Origin of the sequence: Burkholderia sp. MSMB1078WGS, assembly GCF_001528895.1 — a bacterium.
In the GTDB taxonomy this organism is placed as follows: Bacteria; Pseudomonadota; Gammaproteobacteria; order Burkholderiales; family Burkholderiaceae; genus Burkholderia.
The window spans coordinates 58,798-74,511 of record NZ_LPDI01000005.1 but is presented as its reverse complement, the minus strand read 5'-3'; the positions used below and the strand labels follow the sequence as shown (position 1 = coordinate 74,511).

Below are 15,714 nucleotides of genomic sequence, written 5' to 3'. Positions count from 1 at the left end.
TTTGATTCAACGCGCTGTATGGCAGATATGAACGACATGACCTCGAGTGAATTCGAAGCCCTCCTGACGGCGCAACGCAGCGCGATGAACCGCGACGCTTCGGCGCCGGCGTCCACCGAGACGCCGACGCTGACGAAGGCGGAGTTGGCGGAGCTGCTGTTCGACAGCGTCGGGCTGAACAAGCGTGAAGCGAAGGACATGGTCGAGGCGTTTTTCGAAGTGATCCGTGACGCGCTCGAAAACGGCGAAAGCGTCAAGCTGTCGGGGTTCGGCAATTTCCAGTTGCGCGACAAGCCGCAGCGTCCGGGCCGCAATCCGAAGACGGGCGAGGCGATTCCGATCGCGGCCCGCCGGGTGGTAACCTTCCACGCGAGCCAGAAGCTGAAGGCGCTGGTCGAAAACGGCGCGGAGTAATACGCGCGCCCACGCCCCGCGCGGCCGCCGCGCACCCTTTACCGACGGTTAACCGACGATGACCACCACGGTTGAGAAAGTCGTCTTGCCTCCGATTCCCGCGAAGCGCTACTTCACGATCGGCGAAGTCAGCGAACTGTGCGGGGTCAAACCACATGTGCTGCGTTACTGGGAACAGGAGTTCACTCAGTTGCGGCCGGTGAAGCGGCGCGGCAATCGTCGGTATTACCAGCATCACGAAGTGCTGCTGATCCGGCGGATTCGCGAGTTGCTGTACGAGCAGGGCTTCACGATCAACGGTGCGCGCAACCGGCTCGATTCGCCGGGCAGCGAGCGGGCCGCGGCGGAGCCGGTCGAACCCGATGCGCGGGCCGTCGATGCGCGCGGGGCGATCAAGCCGGGCGCGACCGTCGACGTCATCGCGTTGCGGCAGGCGTTGCTGGACGTGATCGACGGACTGAAACGCGATTGAGCGCACGGCGCGCAAGATGCATTGGAAAGCCCGGTTGGCGACTTGCCACCGGGCTTTTTTCATGCGTGTCCTGCACGCGGATCAGCGCGACGCGAGCGGATTCTTTAGCCCCATGTCGACGACCAGCGTGCCGTCCGGCAGCATCCGCACCGAGCCTTGCGCGACCTGGCTGCGATACCCGTACAGGTCGAACCGCATCGGGCCGGCCTCGGCCGAATTCCGGATCAGCGCGCGCACGTTCAGTTCGAGCACGTTGAACATCTTCATGTCGCCGCCTTCCATCCACATGTAGCTCGGCGCGTCGATCTGCGGCCGCTTCGGCGCGGGCGCACTTGCGGCGCGCCGGAACGTGAGCCGCAATCCGTCGCGCTCGACCGTTGCCTGGCCGAGCTTGCCGTTCAGCACGGGCGGCGGGAACACCGTGTACTGGTCGAGCACGAGCGTGTCGCCGCGCAGTTCCGCGCCGCGCCGCTGCAACGGCGTCAGCGACGCGAGCTCGATGCCGAGCGAGCGCAGCAGCGTCGCCTGCGGGATACCGAGCACCGACACCTGCGATGGCTTGAATGCGAGGTGGCGGTCGTCGAGCACCGTCAGCGAGCCCTTCATGTCGGTCGGCAGCCAGACGCCCGGCACATGATTCCACAGCTTGATGCCGCCCCGGACGCGCAGGTTCTGGCCGTCCGCGCTCAATTGCAGGTCGTTCAGCGAACGCGGCGAATAGTCGAGCAGATAGTCGTTGAAGAGCGCCGACATCGCCTTCCACGACTCGACGACCGTGCCGCCGAGAATGCGGATGTCGTACTGGTTGGGATCGTCGAGATCGACGGGTTCGCCCGGGCGCTTCGACACGAGCTCCACGTCGAGATCTTCGACATGAAAGCCGATATCGCCGGACAGGTTGAAGTCGACGTTGCGCAGGTGGATCGTCGGGTTGCGGTTCGAGACGTGCCGTTCGTTGAACGGCGTCGTCGACGTGCGCCGCATCGCAACCTTCTGCATGCCGGGCCGCGCCGCGTCCGCCGCGAGCGCGTACGCTTCCCAGTGCTGCCGCACGTCGCGCAGCGTATTCTGCTGCGCGGCGAGGAAGCTGTCGTTCAGGCGCGCCGCGGCGTTGCCGAGCAGCGCGCCGCTCGCCGGGCCCGTATACGACGGCATCCGGATCGCCATCGCGCCGCTTTCGTCGAAGTTGAAGTAGCCGGCCGACACCTGGTCTCGATAGTGATACAGGTCGAACACGAACGTCTGGTCGCGCCTCGACGAGTCGATCGGACCGATCAGGATATCCGCGTTCATCGGCATCGAGCGCATGAATTTCACGTCGCCGCCGCGGATATACATCGCCTGCTGCGGGGCATTCGCGGGCATCGCGAAGCCGGCACGCGTGCCGTCGTCGAGCTTCAGGTCGAGGCCCGCCGGCGTCACGCGCACGGCGGTGATCGTGAGTTTCAGGCGCGGCGGCGGCATCAGCTTGTCGACCGCCATCACGAGATCGTCGCCGGCGAGTTGGGCGATCGGTGTCTGCACCTTCAGCAGGTCGGCCATTTTCACGTTGGCCGCGCGCATCACCGGCTGGGCGTCGATGCCCGACACGCGCACGCCGGTCGGGTGGAACACGAGCTGGCTGCCGTCGCGGATCGCGAGCGTGCCGGTCAGCGAGAACGGTACCCAGCCGTCGCGCTGCATCTCGCCTTGCAGATGGATCACGCCGTCGCCGGCCGACACCGCGAGCTTGCGCAGCGGCGCGTTGCGATAGCCGAAGATGTAGGTGTTGAAGAGGGCGGTCAGCTTCGCGTTGTCGAGCGTGACCGTGCCTTCGTGCACGTCGATCTCGAAGCTCGTCGGGTCGTCGAACACGATCGGCGCGCCGGCCTGCGTCGGTACGAGCGTGGCGGACAACTGATGGATGAAGAAGCCGAGGTTGTTGACGACGCGGAAATCGACGTCGCGCAGGAACGTCATCGCGCCGTTCTGGCCCGAGTCGCGCAGCGTGAACGGGCGCGGTTGCGTGAGGCTGATCGATGCGAGCGACGGCACGGTACGCGCGATCTGCTGCTCGTGCGCGAGCCGCTCGGCCTTGGTGCGCTCGATCTTCGTCGACGCAATGGATGTATTGATGTCGCGTTGCGCGGCCGATTCCGCGCAGCCGGTGCAAAGCAGCGCGAGCGCCAGCGCGCTGCAGCCGAACACGCGGGATGTCGTGCGCGACCCCGCGGTGGCCGTGCGTCGCAGGCCGGAAACCCAGTCGAAAATTGCCAAAGGCGAGCGATGGCCGCGCCGGACCGCATTCCGCATCGTCTGTCTCCATGTCTTGTCTTGATCGACGGCGACGCGCTATTGCACGGCGCGGGCGTCGATGCCGTGCAGTGTGTCATAGCGTGCTAGAGCGGCGTTACCAAACAACGGGCATACCGGTGCGGCGCGCCGGCGGGCGGCCAGACAACGGATTCGCGGGGGATGGACGGCTGGTTCAAACGGTCGTTTGGTTTGTCCGGCGCGGCGGTCGGCGTCTGTCGAAGCGGCCCTGAAAACCCGCGACCGGCCTTGGCCGGCGCGGGTTTCACCCGATGCCCGAGCGGCGCGGCCCCCGGGCATCGACGGATACGATCGACGCTGGCGGCGAGGTAAGATCGGCATCAATGGCTGGTTCGGCGTCACAACACGGCAGCCATCACGGGGAAGCGCCATGGACCTGAAGGAAGTCGACGTACTGGGTGCGGGGGTGGGCGACCACTGGTACTACGCGTCGAAGGCGAGCGCAATTCGCCGGTTCCTGGGTGCGTCGGGCGCGAACCGCATACTCGACGTCGGTGCGGGTTCCGGCTTTTTCTCGCAGCATCTGCTCGAGCGCACGCAGGCGACGGAAGCATGGTGCGTCGATACGAGCTACGCCGACGACAGCGACGGCGAGGCGGCCGGCAAGCCCATCCACTTTCGGCGGTCTGTCGATCGATTCGATGCCGATCTCGTGTTGCTGATGGACGTGCTCGAACATGTCGACGACGATGTCGGGCTGCTGATGCAGTATGTGAAGGGTGCGCCTCCGGGCAGCCGGTTCCTGATCACGGTGCCGGCGTTCCAGTTCCTGTGGAGCGGCCACGACGATTTCCTCGAGCACAAGCGCAGATATACGCTCGGCGGCCTCGAGGACGTGACCCGGCGTGCGGGGCTCGACGTCGAGCACGGCGCATATTATTTCGGTCTCACGTTTCCGCTCGCGGCCGCGTTGCGGCTGGGCGAGCGCGCGCGTTCGCATCCGCGCGAGCCTGCGTCGCAATTGCGTCGTCATCATCCGTTCGTCAACGGCTTGCTCAAGACGATCTGCCGCATCGAGTTGCCGATGTTCCGCTTCAATCGCGTCGCCGGCCTGACGGTCATCTGCGTCGCACGCAAGCGGTGACGCAGGTGGGGAACCGGCGCCGCAGATTGCTTGCATCGGCCCCATCGCGCCAAAAAATTTCACGAGAACATTCACAAAATGCATGCGACCCGTTCTAAATCGAGGAACTGTCTGTTATAATTTTTTTCTTTCGGGGCGTAGCGCAGCCTGGTAGCGTACCTGCATGGGGTGCAGGTGGTCGGAGGTTCAAATCCTCTCGCCCCGACCAGACAAGAACCCGCGTCAGCTCAGGCTGACGCGGGTTTTTTCTTGGCCGTCGCTTTTTTGCACATCGCGGCGCGGCCCCGGTAAAATGCAAGGTTGATCCACGGAAAGCGCCGTGATTTAGCGGAAGAGGATTCCCCGAACATGACTGATCTTCGTCTTACCATGCGGTTCGCTGCAGTGCTCGCCACCGGCGCGCTCGTCGCCGGTTGCGGTACGTCGTCGCCCACGAAAGTGGACTACAAGAGCGATTCGAAATCGAAGGAAGCGTCGCTCGCAGTGCCGCCCAACATGCTCGACGAGACGGCCGATCAGCGTTCGCTGCCGCCCCAGGGCGGCGCGACTTCCCTGTCCGCGCTCAAGCAGGTCCAGCAGGCTGCGCCCGCGCTGGACACCGTCGCACCGGCCGTGGCCGGCATGCATATCCAGCGCGACGGCACCGAAAGCTGGCTCGTGATCGACGGCAAGCAGCCGGCCGCGATCTGGCCGCAGGTTCGCCGTTTCTGGCAGGAGCAGGGCTTCCTGCTCGTCGTCGACCAGCGCGACAAGGGCGTGATGGAAACCGACTGGAACGAAACCCATCCGCAGATCAACGACGGCCTGATCCGCAGCGTGATCTCGAAGGCGATGGGCAATTCGTACGTGACGGCCGAGCGCAACAAGTACCGCACGCGTCTCGATTCGGCGCCGAACGGCGGCACTTACGTGTTCATCAGCCAGAAGGGGATGCGCGAGGCGATCACCGGCGCGAACAACGATTCGAGCAAATGGGAACCGAAGCCGAACGATCCCGCGCTCGAGACGGAATACCTGAAGCGGCTGATGGCCGTGCTCGCGCAGAACGAGCAACGCGCGAAGAACGGCGAACCGCCGATCGCGAACATCAAGGACAACGCGGTCCCGAACGACAAGAAGGCCGACGCCGACGCGTCGTCGAAGGCTGCCGCGGCGATCGCTGCGCAGAACGTCTCGCGCACGTCGGCGCAAGGCAATGACGCGGCCGAAGCGGCCGTGCCGTCCGAAGTCACGCTCGGCGAGCCGTACGACCGGTCGTGGCTGCATGTCGGTCTCGCGCTCGATCGCGCGAACTTCACGGTCGACGATCGCGATCGCTCGAAGGGCCTGTATTTCGTGCGCTACGTCGATCCGAAGGATTTGAGCTCGGCGGAGCAGGGTTTCTGGAGCCAGCTGTTCCACGGCAAGAAGGAAAAGCAGGCGAAGCAGTATCGCGTCAACGTGAAGGCGCTCACGGCCGATCAGACGCGCGTCGCGGTCGTCGACGATTCGGGCGCGATCGATACGTCGTCGCCGGCTCGGCAGATCATGGGGTTGCTCGTGAATCAGCTCCGCTGATCCCGGCGTTTCCCGCACCCTTGAAAAGCCCGCCTTCCGGCGGGCTTTTTTCATGGTCGCTCGCTGGCGCGTGCGGCGGGAGCGTGGTTCGACCCCGCCTCGTGACGTTACGTAACATCCGGGCGTTACGACGACAAAACAAGTGTCACATTGTCGCCGATCTAAAAAATTGTCCTTATAAATCAACGGAATGTCGGGTATTCGGCGCCTGGCACGCAACCTGCTTTATAGGTTGGAATCGTTAGAACAGGGAGGATGGCGTCAGAGTCCGGGGAATGCGCCGCGAGCGCCCGAACAACGGTCTTGACGCCTTCACATGCCGACGCGACAAGCGTCGGCACAACAGATGACGATCCGCGCCAGCGTGCGGATCTCGATGGCCCCGTCGCCTATCCTCGTAGGGCGACGGTTTCGCCCGCGCTTCTCTGAAGCGCGGGCTATTTTTTTGGTGCCGTCGTCATGCAGTCTCGGCGTAGCCGATGCGCGGCGCGAGATTCGCGTATTCTCGGACTTTTTCGGAAGAGGGAGGCGGGAATGGCGGAAATTGCAGTCGTGGCGCTGATCGTGGCGAAGCCCGGCGCCGAGGAAAAACTGCGCGCCGCGCTCGAGGGAATCGTCGAGCCGACCCGCAACGAAGCCGGCGCATTGCAGTACGACCTGCACCGGGATCTGAAGGAGCCCGCGCGGTTCGTATTCATCGAGCGTTGGGAGAGCGAGGAGGCGCTGGCCGCGCATGCGCGTTCCGCGCATATTCTCGCTTATCGCGAAGCGGCCGCGGACTGGATCGAACGTTCCGAAATCCGCGTGCTGTCGAAGCTCGTCTGAGTCGAGCCGGGTGGAGCGACCGGACCTGTCCGGTCGCGGCCGCGCGTCAGTGCGACGCGCTGGGTACGTCGAGGATCAGGATGATCGTCCAGTCGGCGTCGCCGTCATGGTGATACTGGCGCTCGGCAACGATGAACGGTTGCTGCTTGCCTTGCGGGCCGAGGAACAGCACGTCGCCCTCCATCGGCAGGCACTCGATCGGCGGCAGCGCGAGAAACGCGTCGTCCGAGCCGCGGGGCATCAGTTGCTTGATCCGGCGAGTGGCGGCTTCGGTCCACTCGATGTCGAGTTGAATGTTACTCATGCTGTCCTCCGCACCGGGGTGCGCACGGGTGGAAAATTTCGGTGCGCGACTTTAGCACAGCGCGCGGGCGCCGCAACCAAAAAAGCCGAACCCGGTTGCCCGGATTCGGCTTGTCGCTGGTACGGTGCCGCCGAACTTACTGGCTGGCAGCGTCTGCAGCCTTCGCCTTCTTGCCGGCCTTCTTCGCTGCCTTGTGATGCGCAGCCTTCTTGCCGTGGTGATGCTCTTCCTGCGCCGCCGGCTGAGCCGCTTCGGCCGCTTGCTGCTGTTGCAGCGCTTGTGCACGCTGCTCGATCTCGGCGATCTTGGCCGGATCGGTGATGGTCTGGATCTGCGTGCTCTCTTGCGCATACGCTGCGCCAGTCAGCGCCGACATCGCTACCAGGATAGCCAGGGACGTCTTCTTCATTGCTTTACCTCCGCTAAGTGGTGATGAACCCGAGTGTGCCGTTTTGTCTGGCGACTGCAATCGAGTGCGTGTCGAGTGTAACAAAAGTGACGGATCAATGTGCATCGGATCGGCGCACGACGCAAGGCCCCGTTGAAGTCGCGCAACACTTCGCGCACTGCGTCACGCATCTGCCATGCGGGGTGGTGCAGCGATTTTCGCGGTATCGTCAGAACCAGCCGAGCCAGCGATACACGTGGAATTGCGAGATTCCGACCAGCTCGTGCAGCGCCTGCTCGGCGTTCGCCACATTGCGCCAGCGCGGCAACCAGCCCGTTTGCGCACGTCGGAGGTTCGCATAAACGGGCTGCGGATCGATGCCGAAACGGCGGAAATCGAGCAGCGCCCGGCGCATCTGATACGACGACGTGACGAGAACGCGCGCGTCGTCATACTGTGAGCGTAGTATAGATGCAGTGAATTTCGCGTTTTCGTAGGTTGTGCGGCTGTTCGGTTCGAGCACGAGGTCGGCCGGCGCCACGCCTTGTGCGACGAGTTGGCGCCCGTAGACGGCCGCCTCGGTGTCGCCGTGATGCTGTGGGTCGCCGCCCGACATCACCACGGTGCAGCGTTCGGCCTGCTGCCGGCACGTGCGATAGAGCGCAGCAACCTTGTGGATGCGCGCGACGCCGTCGGGCGGCGGCTGCAATCCCGAGTCGGTGCGGCGCGTGCCGGCGCCAAGGAGGATCAGCGTGGTTCGCCCGTGCATGTCGGGGTGCTCGACCGGCGTGACGCCCGCCTCGGTCCAGGCGATGAGCGGCGCCGCGAGCCAGCCCGTCGCCAGTAGCCAGAACAGCGCGGCGGCGGCGATGGAAATGGTTCGACGCTGCTTGCGGCAGAGCATGAAACCGATGAAGAGAAGTACAAATGAATCGAACAGAATCAATTTGATTGGGGTATGGTGTCTTTTTATGGACGGCTGACGATACGGCCCTGACGCGACGCCGAACAACGTCGGCCTCCAGAATCGGTGGCGGTTTCGGCGGGCGGAGACCCCGCCCGGCTCGCCGCTTCGCATTGTCGCTGCACTTTAAGAAAGAATCGAGATGGCCACGTATTCCAACGAAGCGGTGCTCGACGCATTGAGACGAGTGCAGTACCGCCAGGTACCGTGGGCACGCCGCCCGGGCGTGTTCGAGTATCTCCGTTCGCTCGGCCTGATGGACACGGTCAGGCAGAAAACCGTTGCCCCCGCACCGGGCTTTCATGCACCGGTCGACATCGCCGTACTGACCGACAGCGGCCGCGCCGAATTCTCGCGCCTCGAGCGCGACGAGAAATTACTTTCCTGGACTGATCGCCGTATGGACGACTACGCATTGAGCGAAGCGAGCGCCGTGGCGATTCTTGAAAGTCGTCTTTAGCGGCTCTCCATCCCGTTCCGTGCATCGCCGCACGGGACGGCGATGCAAAAAAAAGCCCGTATCGCGAGGATACGGGCGTACCGGATACTTTTGCTGCTGCCACGCTGTGCTCATGGCAACGATGTGACTCGTCGCATGCGGCGCAGTTCCCGGATGCGGGCATTTTCTTTGGCGAAATCTCGAAATCGGCAGGGCTAAGGATGACGCGGCACGCCCGGCGGCTGTGAGCCGATTCGCGCCCGCGCATTGCTGGCGATGTCGCCGCGCAAGTCGCCGCGCGGCACGGTTTGCCGGCTGGACGGGTTCGCGGACGGCGGCTGTCGAAAGGTGTTCCTGTGATCCTGCTGGCGGTGGGGTGGCTTCGCGCGGTCGTCGGCATGGACGGGAGTGCTCAGCGCCACGGAAACGACAATGCCGCATGCAACGAGCAGTGACATTGTTTTCATGGCGGGGCTCCCTTCAAGCCGTCAGTGCGGCCTGTTGATATGTCGCTAAGGTAAGCGTGGGAGTGCAGGCTTGCTGTAAATATTGGTAAATAGTTGTTTCGCAGCACGACAACGGTAATCGACGGCAAGGCATGCGTCGCGAAAGGTCGCGTCGCAGAAAGAAACCGGGCGGCCGAAGCCGCCCGATCGAGCATTCGTTACGCCATCTTGACGGGTGCGCGCCAGGATTCCGGATTGGTCCAGAAGGCGCCGCGCAGCCGGTCGCGGCTCGGCGGGGCGGGCGGCTTCGCCGCGCTTGCGCCGATGCGTCCGCGCAGCGAGATCTGCCGGCCGCTCGTGCCGAGTCGCTTCACGATTTCGGCGAGCGTACCGTCCGCCTGCCATTCGTCGAAGCGGCGGCGGCAGGTCGGCGGGGACGGATAGCGGCCCGGCAGTTTCGACCAGCCTTCCCCCGTCGACAGCACCCACAGCACGGCGTTGACCACCGAGCGGGCTTCCACGCGGGGACGGCCGCGCCGCTCACTCCGTGCGGGCTCCGAGCAAAACAAACCCTCGACCAGCGCCCATTCGTTATCTCTCAAATCGTCGAACAGCATCATGTCCTCACCTCAGCGAAGCTAACTCCGGTGCGCTGCCCTGCGCCGCGCACTCTTCAAGCACTCGATCGTCGAGTGCCGGGTGGGGGCGTCCGGTTGGCCGGCAGCGGCGTTTCTGCTCTTCCGTCCGACGAAACCTGCACCCTGTGCGCAAGGTAATGCACGAAGCGTGCCATGTCGGAGGTGAATCCCTCGAGAGCCGCTTGGCAGCGAGCTAACGGCTAAGTCAGCTAGGGGCGTATAAGACGCCAAAATAACCCGTGAGCAAATCGGGACAATCACCAATCTTGTGCAATTCGCCCATGTCACGTGCGTTTGCGAATGTATTGCACCGCAGCGAAACATGGGCGGCGGGTGCCGATTCGTTCGCCGAAGCCGGTTTCGCACATTAGAATCCCGCATCGATATCGATGATTGATGAGGTCGGGACATGAACGTTACGCTGCGCCAGCTTCGCGTATTCATCGAAGTCGCGCGGCTCAAGAGCTTCAGCCGGGCGGGTGACGAGATCGGGCTCACCCAGTCCGCCGTCAGCCGTTGCGTGCGAGAGCTCGAGGCCGAACTCGGGCTGAAGCTGATCGACCGCACGACGCGCGACGTGCAACTGACCGACGTCGGTGCGAACCTGATCGCGAGCGTGTCGCGCTTGCTCGACGATCTCGACGACACGCTGCGCGAGATTCGCGAGATCGGCGAGCAGCGCCGCGGGCGCGTGGTCGTCGCGGCAAGCCCGACGATCGCATGCAGGCTGATGCCGCGCGTGGTGGCGTCGTGCGAGCGCCAGTTCCCGTTCGTCACGCTCGGCCTGCGCGACGACGTGCAGAGCGACGTGCTGCGCAAGGTGAAATCGAGCGAAGTCGACTTCGGCGTCGTGATCGGGCCGCTGACGGTCGCCGATCTCGTCTGCGAGCCGCTGATGACCGATTCGTTCTGCCTTGTCGCGCGCGCCGACCATCCGCTCGCGGCACGGGCCGAGGTGCCGTGGACTGCGCTGGACGGCGAGCGCCTCGTATTGCTCGATCACGCATCGGGCAGCCGGCCGCTGATCGATGCGGCGCTGGCCACGCATCGCGTCAACGCGACGGTCATGCAGGAACTCGGGCATTCGGCGACCGTGTTCGGGCTGGTCGAGGCCGGTGTCGGCGTGAGCGTGCAGCCGTGGCTGTCGCTGCCGCTGCCGGCCGGCTCGACGCTCGTCGCGCGGCCGCTCACGCCGCGTACCGAACGCACCGTCGAACTGGTGCGCCGCCGCGACCGGTCGTTGTCGCCCGCCGCGCAGGCGATCTGGGAGCTCGTGCGGCAGATGCCGGCGAGGGCCGAGGATCTCGACTGACGTTGCGCCGGTCCGGCTTGCCGGCCGGTACACTACGCGGACCGTGTTCCTGGGGCGATGGTTCTCGATGACGCATTCCGCAGGTTTTTTCCCGGCGAACGATGAGCCGGCGGCGCGCGCCACGGTGCACGCGCTGCGTCCGTCGCTGATCCGCGAGGTCGCAAACGCCGGCTTCGGCGTGCCGGACATGCTGCCGTTCTGGTTCGGCGAATCCGACCGCGTGACACCGGACTTCATCCGCGACGCCGCGGCGGCGGCGCTGCGCGACGGTGCGACCTTCTACACGCACAATCTCGGCACGGCGGCGCTGCGCGACGCGATCGCCGCCTATGTCGGCGCGCGTCACGGTGCGACGGCGGCCGATACGGTGGCCGTGACGAGTTCGGGCGTGAGTGCGCTGATGCTGACTGCCCAGATGCTGGTCGGGCCGGGCGAGCGTGTCGTCGCGGTCACGCCGCTGTGGCCGAATCTCGTCGAGATTCCGAAGATCCTCGGCGCGCCGGTCGAGTGCGTGCCGCTCGGCTACGGCGATGCGGGATGGCGGCTCGATGTCGGACGGTTGCTCGCGGCGCTGACGCCCGATACGCGGATGCTGCTGATCAATTCGCCGAACAACCCGACCGGCTGGACGATGTCGCGCGACGATCAGCGGGCCGTGCTCGCCCATTGCCGTCGTCACGGCATCTGGCTGGTCGCCGACGAGGTGTACGAGCGGCTTGCATTCGACGAGGGCGGCGCGCCGTCGTTCCTCGATATCGCGTCTCGCGACGAGCGCGTCGTGGTCGTGAATTCATTCTCGAAGGCGTGGGCGATGACGGGCTGGCGGCTCGGATGGCTGGTTGCGCCGGCATCGGTGATGGCCGACCTGTCGAAGCTCGTCGAATACAACACGTCGTGTGCGCCGGGCTTCGTTCAGGCTGCGGCCGAGGTCGCGTTGCGAGACGGCGAGCCGTTCGTGCGGTCGTTCGTCACGGCGCTGCGCGACGCGCGCGATCACCTGGTCGCCGCGCTGCGGACGCTGCCGGGCGTCGACGTGCCGCCTCCGCCGGGCGCGATGTACCTGTTCCTGCGACTGCCGGGCGCGGCCGACAGCCTGGCGTTCTGCAAGACGCTGGTGCGCGACGCGGGGCTCGGCCTTGCGCCCGGTCGTGCGTTCGGCCCGGAGGGAGAGGGGTTCGTGCGCTGGTGTTATGCGTGCGATCCGGCGCGGCTCGACGCGGGCGTCGAGCGGCTACGCCGGTTCCTTGCGCACGGCGCGGGCGCCCGCTGAAGCAGGGACGGAGCGGGCGCCGCGCCGTGCGGCGGCCTGTTCCGCTCATCTTTACGCACCGGGCAATTTTGCGTAATATGGCGTTCAGTCACGCGGTTCCGTCGTTGAGCCGTGCTGTTCCGTCCGGTTTGGGCCTGGCCTGAAGTTGGTTCGCCGCCCCCGGTTCGTGCTCCCATCAATATGACCGATCAGAATCGGGCGAGCGCGTCTTCCGTTCCTTTCGTCTGTTTGTTGATCCGGTTCGTTTGACCACAGGGTCTGGCCTAGCTGCATGAATACCCAAGAGGCGAAGATCGTCCTCGAGACTGCTTTGATCTGTGCGCAGGAACCGCTGAAGCTCGGCGATTTGCGCAAGCTCTTTGCCGACGGCGTGTCGGCTGACACGGTCCGCACGTTGCTCGAAGATCTGAAACAGGATTGGTCCGGTCGCGGTGTCGAACTGGTGGCGCTGGCGACCGGATGGCGCTTTCAGAGCAAGCCGGCGATGCGTCATTATCTGGATCGCCTGCATCCTGAGAAGCCGCCGAAATATTCGCGCGCGGTGCTCGAAACGCTCGCGATCATTGCGTACCGGCAGCCCGTCACGCGCGGCGACATCGAGGAGATTCGCGGCGTCACGGTCAACACGCAGGTGGTCAAGCAGCTCGAGGATCGCGGCTGGATCGAGGTGATCGGTCATCGCGACGTGCCGGGGCGTCCGGCGCTGTATGCGACGACCAAGCAGTTTCTCGACGATCTCGGCCTGAAGGCGCTCGACGACCTGCCGGCGCTCGAAGAGCCGGCCGCGAACATCGAGGCCGCGCTGCTCGCGCAGCAGGCGATGGATTTCGACGGTGACATGCCGGTGGCCAGCGATGCGGCGGCCGACATGCCGCAGGCGCTCACGGATGAAGCGCCCGACGGCCAGTCGGCCGAGGTGCCGGCCGACGTCGCGTCGACGCATGAAATTCCGAGTCGCGATACGCTCGACGCTGATCGCGGGCAAACGGAACATACGGAGCAGGTCGGCGCCGAAGCAGTGCCGGCCGGTGTGCAGCCCGAGCCGCAGCGTGCGGATTGGAGCGAGGAAGATCGCAAGCCGGCCGCCGAAGCGGCTGCCGGAGACGGAGCGGAAGCGGCCGGCGACATGCCCGGCGAGGCCGATCGGGCCGACGCCTCCCGTTCCGGTCCCGCGGACGACGAGACGCTGGACGACACGTCCGACAGTCTCGCGGATGCCGTACGAAGCGCCAGTGCGCCCATCGGCGCCGACGCGCTGCCGGACGACGAAGCAGAACCCAAACAGCGTCGCGCCTGATCGCGGCCAACTTCTTGCCGCGCCCGCGCCGGGCGCGAGACCTGACATTTTGAGGTTGTTTTGACAGATATCCACGATATTGAATCGTCCGCGCCTGCCGTGCAGGCAGCGCGTGCCGTGCAGGCAGCGCGTGCCGACGATGCGCCGGAGCAGGATGCTTCGGCCGCGGGTGGCGACGAGCGTCCCCGCCGCGGTCTGCGGCGCGGCCCGCGCAGCCTGATCGCGCGGCGTCGCGCGGCGGCCAAGTCGAAGGGCGCCGAAGGCGAGCAGCAGGGCGCCGAGGGCGCGGATGCGCAGCCGGCCGACGCTGCCGACGCGCAGCCGGCGCGTGCGCCGCGCAAGGAAGGCGCGGCCAAGGGCGGCCGCAAGCCCGCCGGCAAGCGTGAAGGCGCGGCCAAGGGCGGCCAGGGCGGCCAGGGCCGTCGCGGTGCATCGAAGGCCGAAGGTGGCTCGGCGAAAGCCATGGAAGGCGATGCGTCCGAGGACGAACTGTTCGCGTACGTGACGTCGCCCGCGTTCGACGCGGACAACTCCGCGGGAGGTAGCGGCGTGCGAGCGCCGATGCTGCGCCGTGGCCGCAATCAGCCTGCGAACAAGCGTGTGCTGTCTCCGGACGACGATGCGCCGAAGCTCCACAAGGTGCTGGCGGAAGCCGGCATGGGTTCGCGCCGGGAAATGGAAGAACTGATCGTCGCCGGCCGCGTGTCGGTGAACGGCGAACCGGCGCACATCGGCCAGCGGATCATGCCGACCGACCAGGTGCGGATCAACGGCAAGCCGGTCAAGCGCAAGCTGCCGAACAAGCCGCCGCGCGTGCTGCTGTATCACAAGCCGACGGGCGAAATCGTCAGCCACGCGGACCCGGAAGGCCGTCCGTCGGTGTTCGACCGTCTGCCGCCGATGAAGACGGCGAAATGGCTTGCGGTGGGCCGTCTCGACTTCAATACCGAAGGTCTGCTGATGCTGACGACCTCCGGCGACCTCGCGAACCGCTTCATGCATCCGCGTTACAGCGTCGAGCGCGAGTATGCGGTGCGCGTCGTCGGCGAGCTGTCCGAAGGGATGCGGCAGAAGCTGCTGCACGGCGTCGAGCTCGACGACGGTCCGGCGAATTTCCTGCGCATCCGCGATGGCGGTGGCGAAGGCACGAACCACTGGTATCACGTCGCGCTGGCCGAAGGCCGCAACCGCGAAGTGCGCCGGATGTTCGAGGCGGTCGGCCTGATGGTGAGCCGGCTGATCCGTACGCGTCACGGCCCGATTCCGCTGCCGCGCGGCCTGAAGCGTGGCCGTTGGGAAGAGCTCGACGACGCGCAGGTGCGCAAGCTGATGGCGACCGTCGGCCTGAAGGCGCCGTCCGAGGAGAAGGGCAAGCGCGGCGGCGCCGGTCCGACCGAGCGTCGCCAGCCCGATCCGATGCAGACGTCGATGGGCTTCATCAGCCGCGAGCCGGTGCTGACGACGCACGGGCAACTCGACCAGCCGCGTCGCGGCGGTGGCCGACGCGGCGCGCCGGGCCTGCCGGGCTTGAGCGGCTACGGTAGCCTGCCGGTTGCGCCGTCGGGCTACGGTAGTCGTCCGGGCGGCGGCCGTGATGGCAATCGCGTAGGTGGCGGGCGCGACGGCAATCGCACCGGTGGCGGTCGCGATGTCGACGGCAATCGCATGTCGTATGGCGCCGGCCCCAAGCGCGATGGCGCGGGCGGCAAGCGCGGCGGCAGCAAGGGTGGCGGCAATCGCAATCCGAACGGCAATCGCGCCGACGGCGGCAACGGCGGCGGCCCGCGCGGCGGTCAGCGTCCGCAGCGCAGTCGTACGCGTAGCCGCTAAGCGTCTATTGACTGGATTGGCGTGCGGCGGCGCGAGGCTGCCGGCTCGCCGGTCCGACCGGCGTTCGGCCGGTTTTGTCGACGCGACGCATTGCATTGATGGATTTCGGCTGCATCTATGATGTCGCGTACCGCGACAACGGCGATCACCGGTTCGATAGT

15 protein-coding genes, 1 tRNA gene and 1 pseudogene are annotated in these 15,714 nt (G+C 65.9%); 11 read left to right on the top strand and 6 right to left on the bottom strand.

Going from position 1 to position 15,714, the window contains the following annotated elements; all coding sequences use genetic code 11:
• Window positions 1-27: 27 nt before the first annotated feature.
• Window positions 28-414 carry an integration host factor subunit alpha gene (locus tag WT24_RS01505; protein ID WP_006486093.1) on the top strand — a complete coding sequence of 129 codons (387 nt, stop codon included), beginning with the start codon at window positions 28-30 and terminating at the stop codon, window positions 412-414.
• Window positions 415-472: 58 nt separating this feature from the next.
• Window positions 473-886: a MerR family transcriptional regulator gene (locus WT24_RS01500; RefSeq protein ID WP_059499070.1), complete on the top strand. Its 414-nt coding sequence runs from the start codon at window positions 473-475 to the stop codon at window positions 884-886.
• A gap of 81 nt (window positions 887-967) precedes the next feature.
• On the opposite strand, the gene WT24_RS01495 is transcribed toward WT24_RS01500, so the two are convergent.
• Complete coding sequence (locus tag WT24_RS01495; RefSeq protein WP_060030644.1) at window positions 968-3,178, bottom strand: hypothetical protein; 2,211 nt, start codon at window positions 3,176-3,178, stop codon at window positions 968-970.
• Between the two features lie 391 nt (window positions 3,179-3,569).
• Between WT24_RS01495 and WT24_RS01490 the strand changes: the two genes are divergently transcribed.
• From WT24_RS01490 to WT24_RS01475, 4 genes are all read left to right on the top strand, one after another.
• Window positions 3,570-4,283, top strand: coding sequence for a bifunctional 2-polyprenyl-6-hydroxyphenol methylase/3-demethylubiquinol 3-O-methyltransferase UbiG (locus WT24_RS01490; protein ID WP_059789759.1), 714 nt, complete (start codon window positions 3,570-3,572; stop codon window positions 4,281-4,283).
• Window positions 4,284-4,414: 131 nt separating this feature from the next.
• A tRNA-Pro gene (locus WT24_RS01485) sits at window positions 4,415-4,491 on the top strand.
• Between the two features lie 140 nt (window positions 4,492-4,631).
• A complete protein-coding gene (gene bamC, locus WT24_RS01480) occupies window positions 4,632-5,840 on the top strand; it encodes an outer membrane protein assembly factor BamC (protein WP_059499067.1) in 1,209 nt (402 codons plus the stop codon).
• Between the two features lie 534 nt (window positions 5,841-6,374).
• On the top strand, window positions 6,375-6,665 hold the full coding sequence (locus tag WT24_RS01475) for a putative quinol monooxygenase (protein ID WP_059499066.1): 291 nt from the start codon (window positions 6,375-6,377) through the stop codon (window positions 6,663-6,665).
• Between the two features lie 46 nt (window positions 6,666-6,711).
• Here the strand turns inward: WT24_RS01475 and WT24_RS01470 are convergent, their stop codons facing one another.
• From WT24_RS01470 to WT24_RS01460, 3 genes are all read right to left on the bottom strand, one after another.
• Entirely contained in the window at window positions 6,712-6,969 is a 258-nt protein-coding gene (locus WT24_RS01470) for a hypothetical protein (RefSeq protein ID WP_059499065.1), read from the bottom strand.
• A gap of 136 nt (window positions 6,970-7,105) precedes the next feature.
• Entirely contained in the window at window positions 7,106-7,378 is a 273-nt protein-coding gene (locus WT24_RS01465) for a hypothetical protein (RefSeq protein ID WP_034207109.1), read from the bottom strand.
• A 208-nt stretch (window positions 7,379-7,586) separates the two neighbouring features.
• Window positions 7,587-8,303, bottom strand: a complete 717-nt coding sequence (locus tag WT24_RS01460) for a YdcF family protein (protein ID WP_059499064.1) — start codon at window positions 8,301-8,303, stop codon at window positions 7,587-7,589.
• A gap of 160 nt (window positions 8,304-8,463) precedes the next feature.
• Between WT24_RS01460 and WT24_RS01455 the strand changes: the two genes are divergently transcribed.
• Complete coding sequence (locus tag WT24_RS01455) at window positions 8,464-8,781, top strand: hypothetical protein (RefSeq protein WP_006495354.1); 318 nt, start codon at window positions 8,464-8,466, stop codon at window positions 8,779-8,781.
• Window positions 8,782-8,975: 194 nt separating this feature from the next.
• On the opposite strand, the gene WT24_RS35150 is transcribed toward WT24_RS01455, so the two are convergent.
• Together WT24_RS35150 and WT24_RS01450 are read right to left on the bottom strand one after the other, a co-directional pair.
• A complete protein-coding gene (locus WT24_RS35150) occupies window positions 8,976-9,227 on the bottom strand; it encodes a hypothetical protein (protein ID WP_027784266.1) in 252 nt (83 codons plus the stop codon).
• A gap of 200 nt (window positions 9,228-9,427) precedes the next feature.
• A pseudogene (locus WT24_RS01450) lies at window positions 9,428-9,823 on the bottom strand (transposase); the annotation flags it as partial.
• Between the two features lie 430 nt (window positions 9,824-10,253).
• Between WT24_RS01450 and WT24_RS01445 the strand changes: the two are divergent.
• The 4 genes from WT24_RS01445 to rluB all read left to right on the top strand — a co-directional run bounded on the left by WT24_RS01445 (window position 10,254) and on the right by rluB (window position 15,553).
• Window positions 10,254-11,156, top strand: a complete 903-nt coding sequence (locus WT24_RS01445; RefSeq protein WP_059499063.1) for a LysR family transcriptional regulator — start codon at window positions 10,254-10,256, stop codon at window positions 11,154-11,156.
• 67 nt (window positions 11,157-11,223) lie between these two features.
• On the top strand, window positions 11,224-12,426 hold the full coding sequence (locus WT24_RS01440; protein WP_060030641.1) for a pyridoxal phosphate-dependent aminotransferase: 1,203 nt from the start codon (window positions 11,224-11,226) through the stop codon (window positions 12,424-12,426).
• A 271-nt stretch (window positions 12,427-12,697) separates the two neighbouring features.
• Complete coding sequence (gene scpB / locus WT24_RS01435; protein ID WP_060030638.1) at window positions 12,698-13,723, top strand: SMC-Scp complex subunit ScpB; 1,026 nt, start codon at window positions 12,698-12,700, stop codon at window positions 13,721-13,723.
• Window positions 13,724-13,783: 60 nt separating this feature from the next.
• A complete protein-coding gene (gene rluB / locus WT24_RS01430) occupies window positions 13,784-15,553 on the top strand; it encodes a 23S rRNA pseudouridine(2605) synthase RluB (protein WP_060030635.1) in 1,770 nt (589 codons plus the stop codon).
• The last annotated feature ends 161 nt before the right edge of the window (window positions 15,554-15,714 follow it).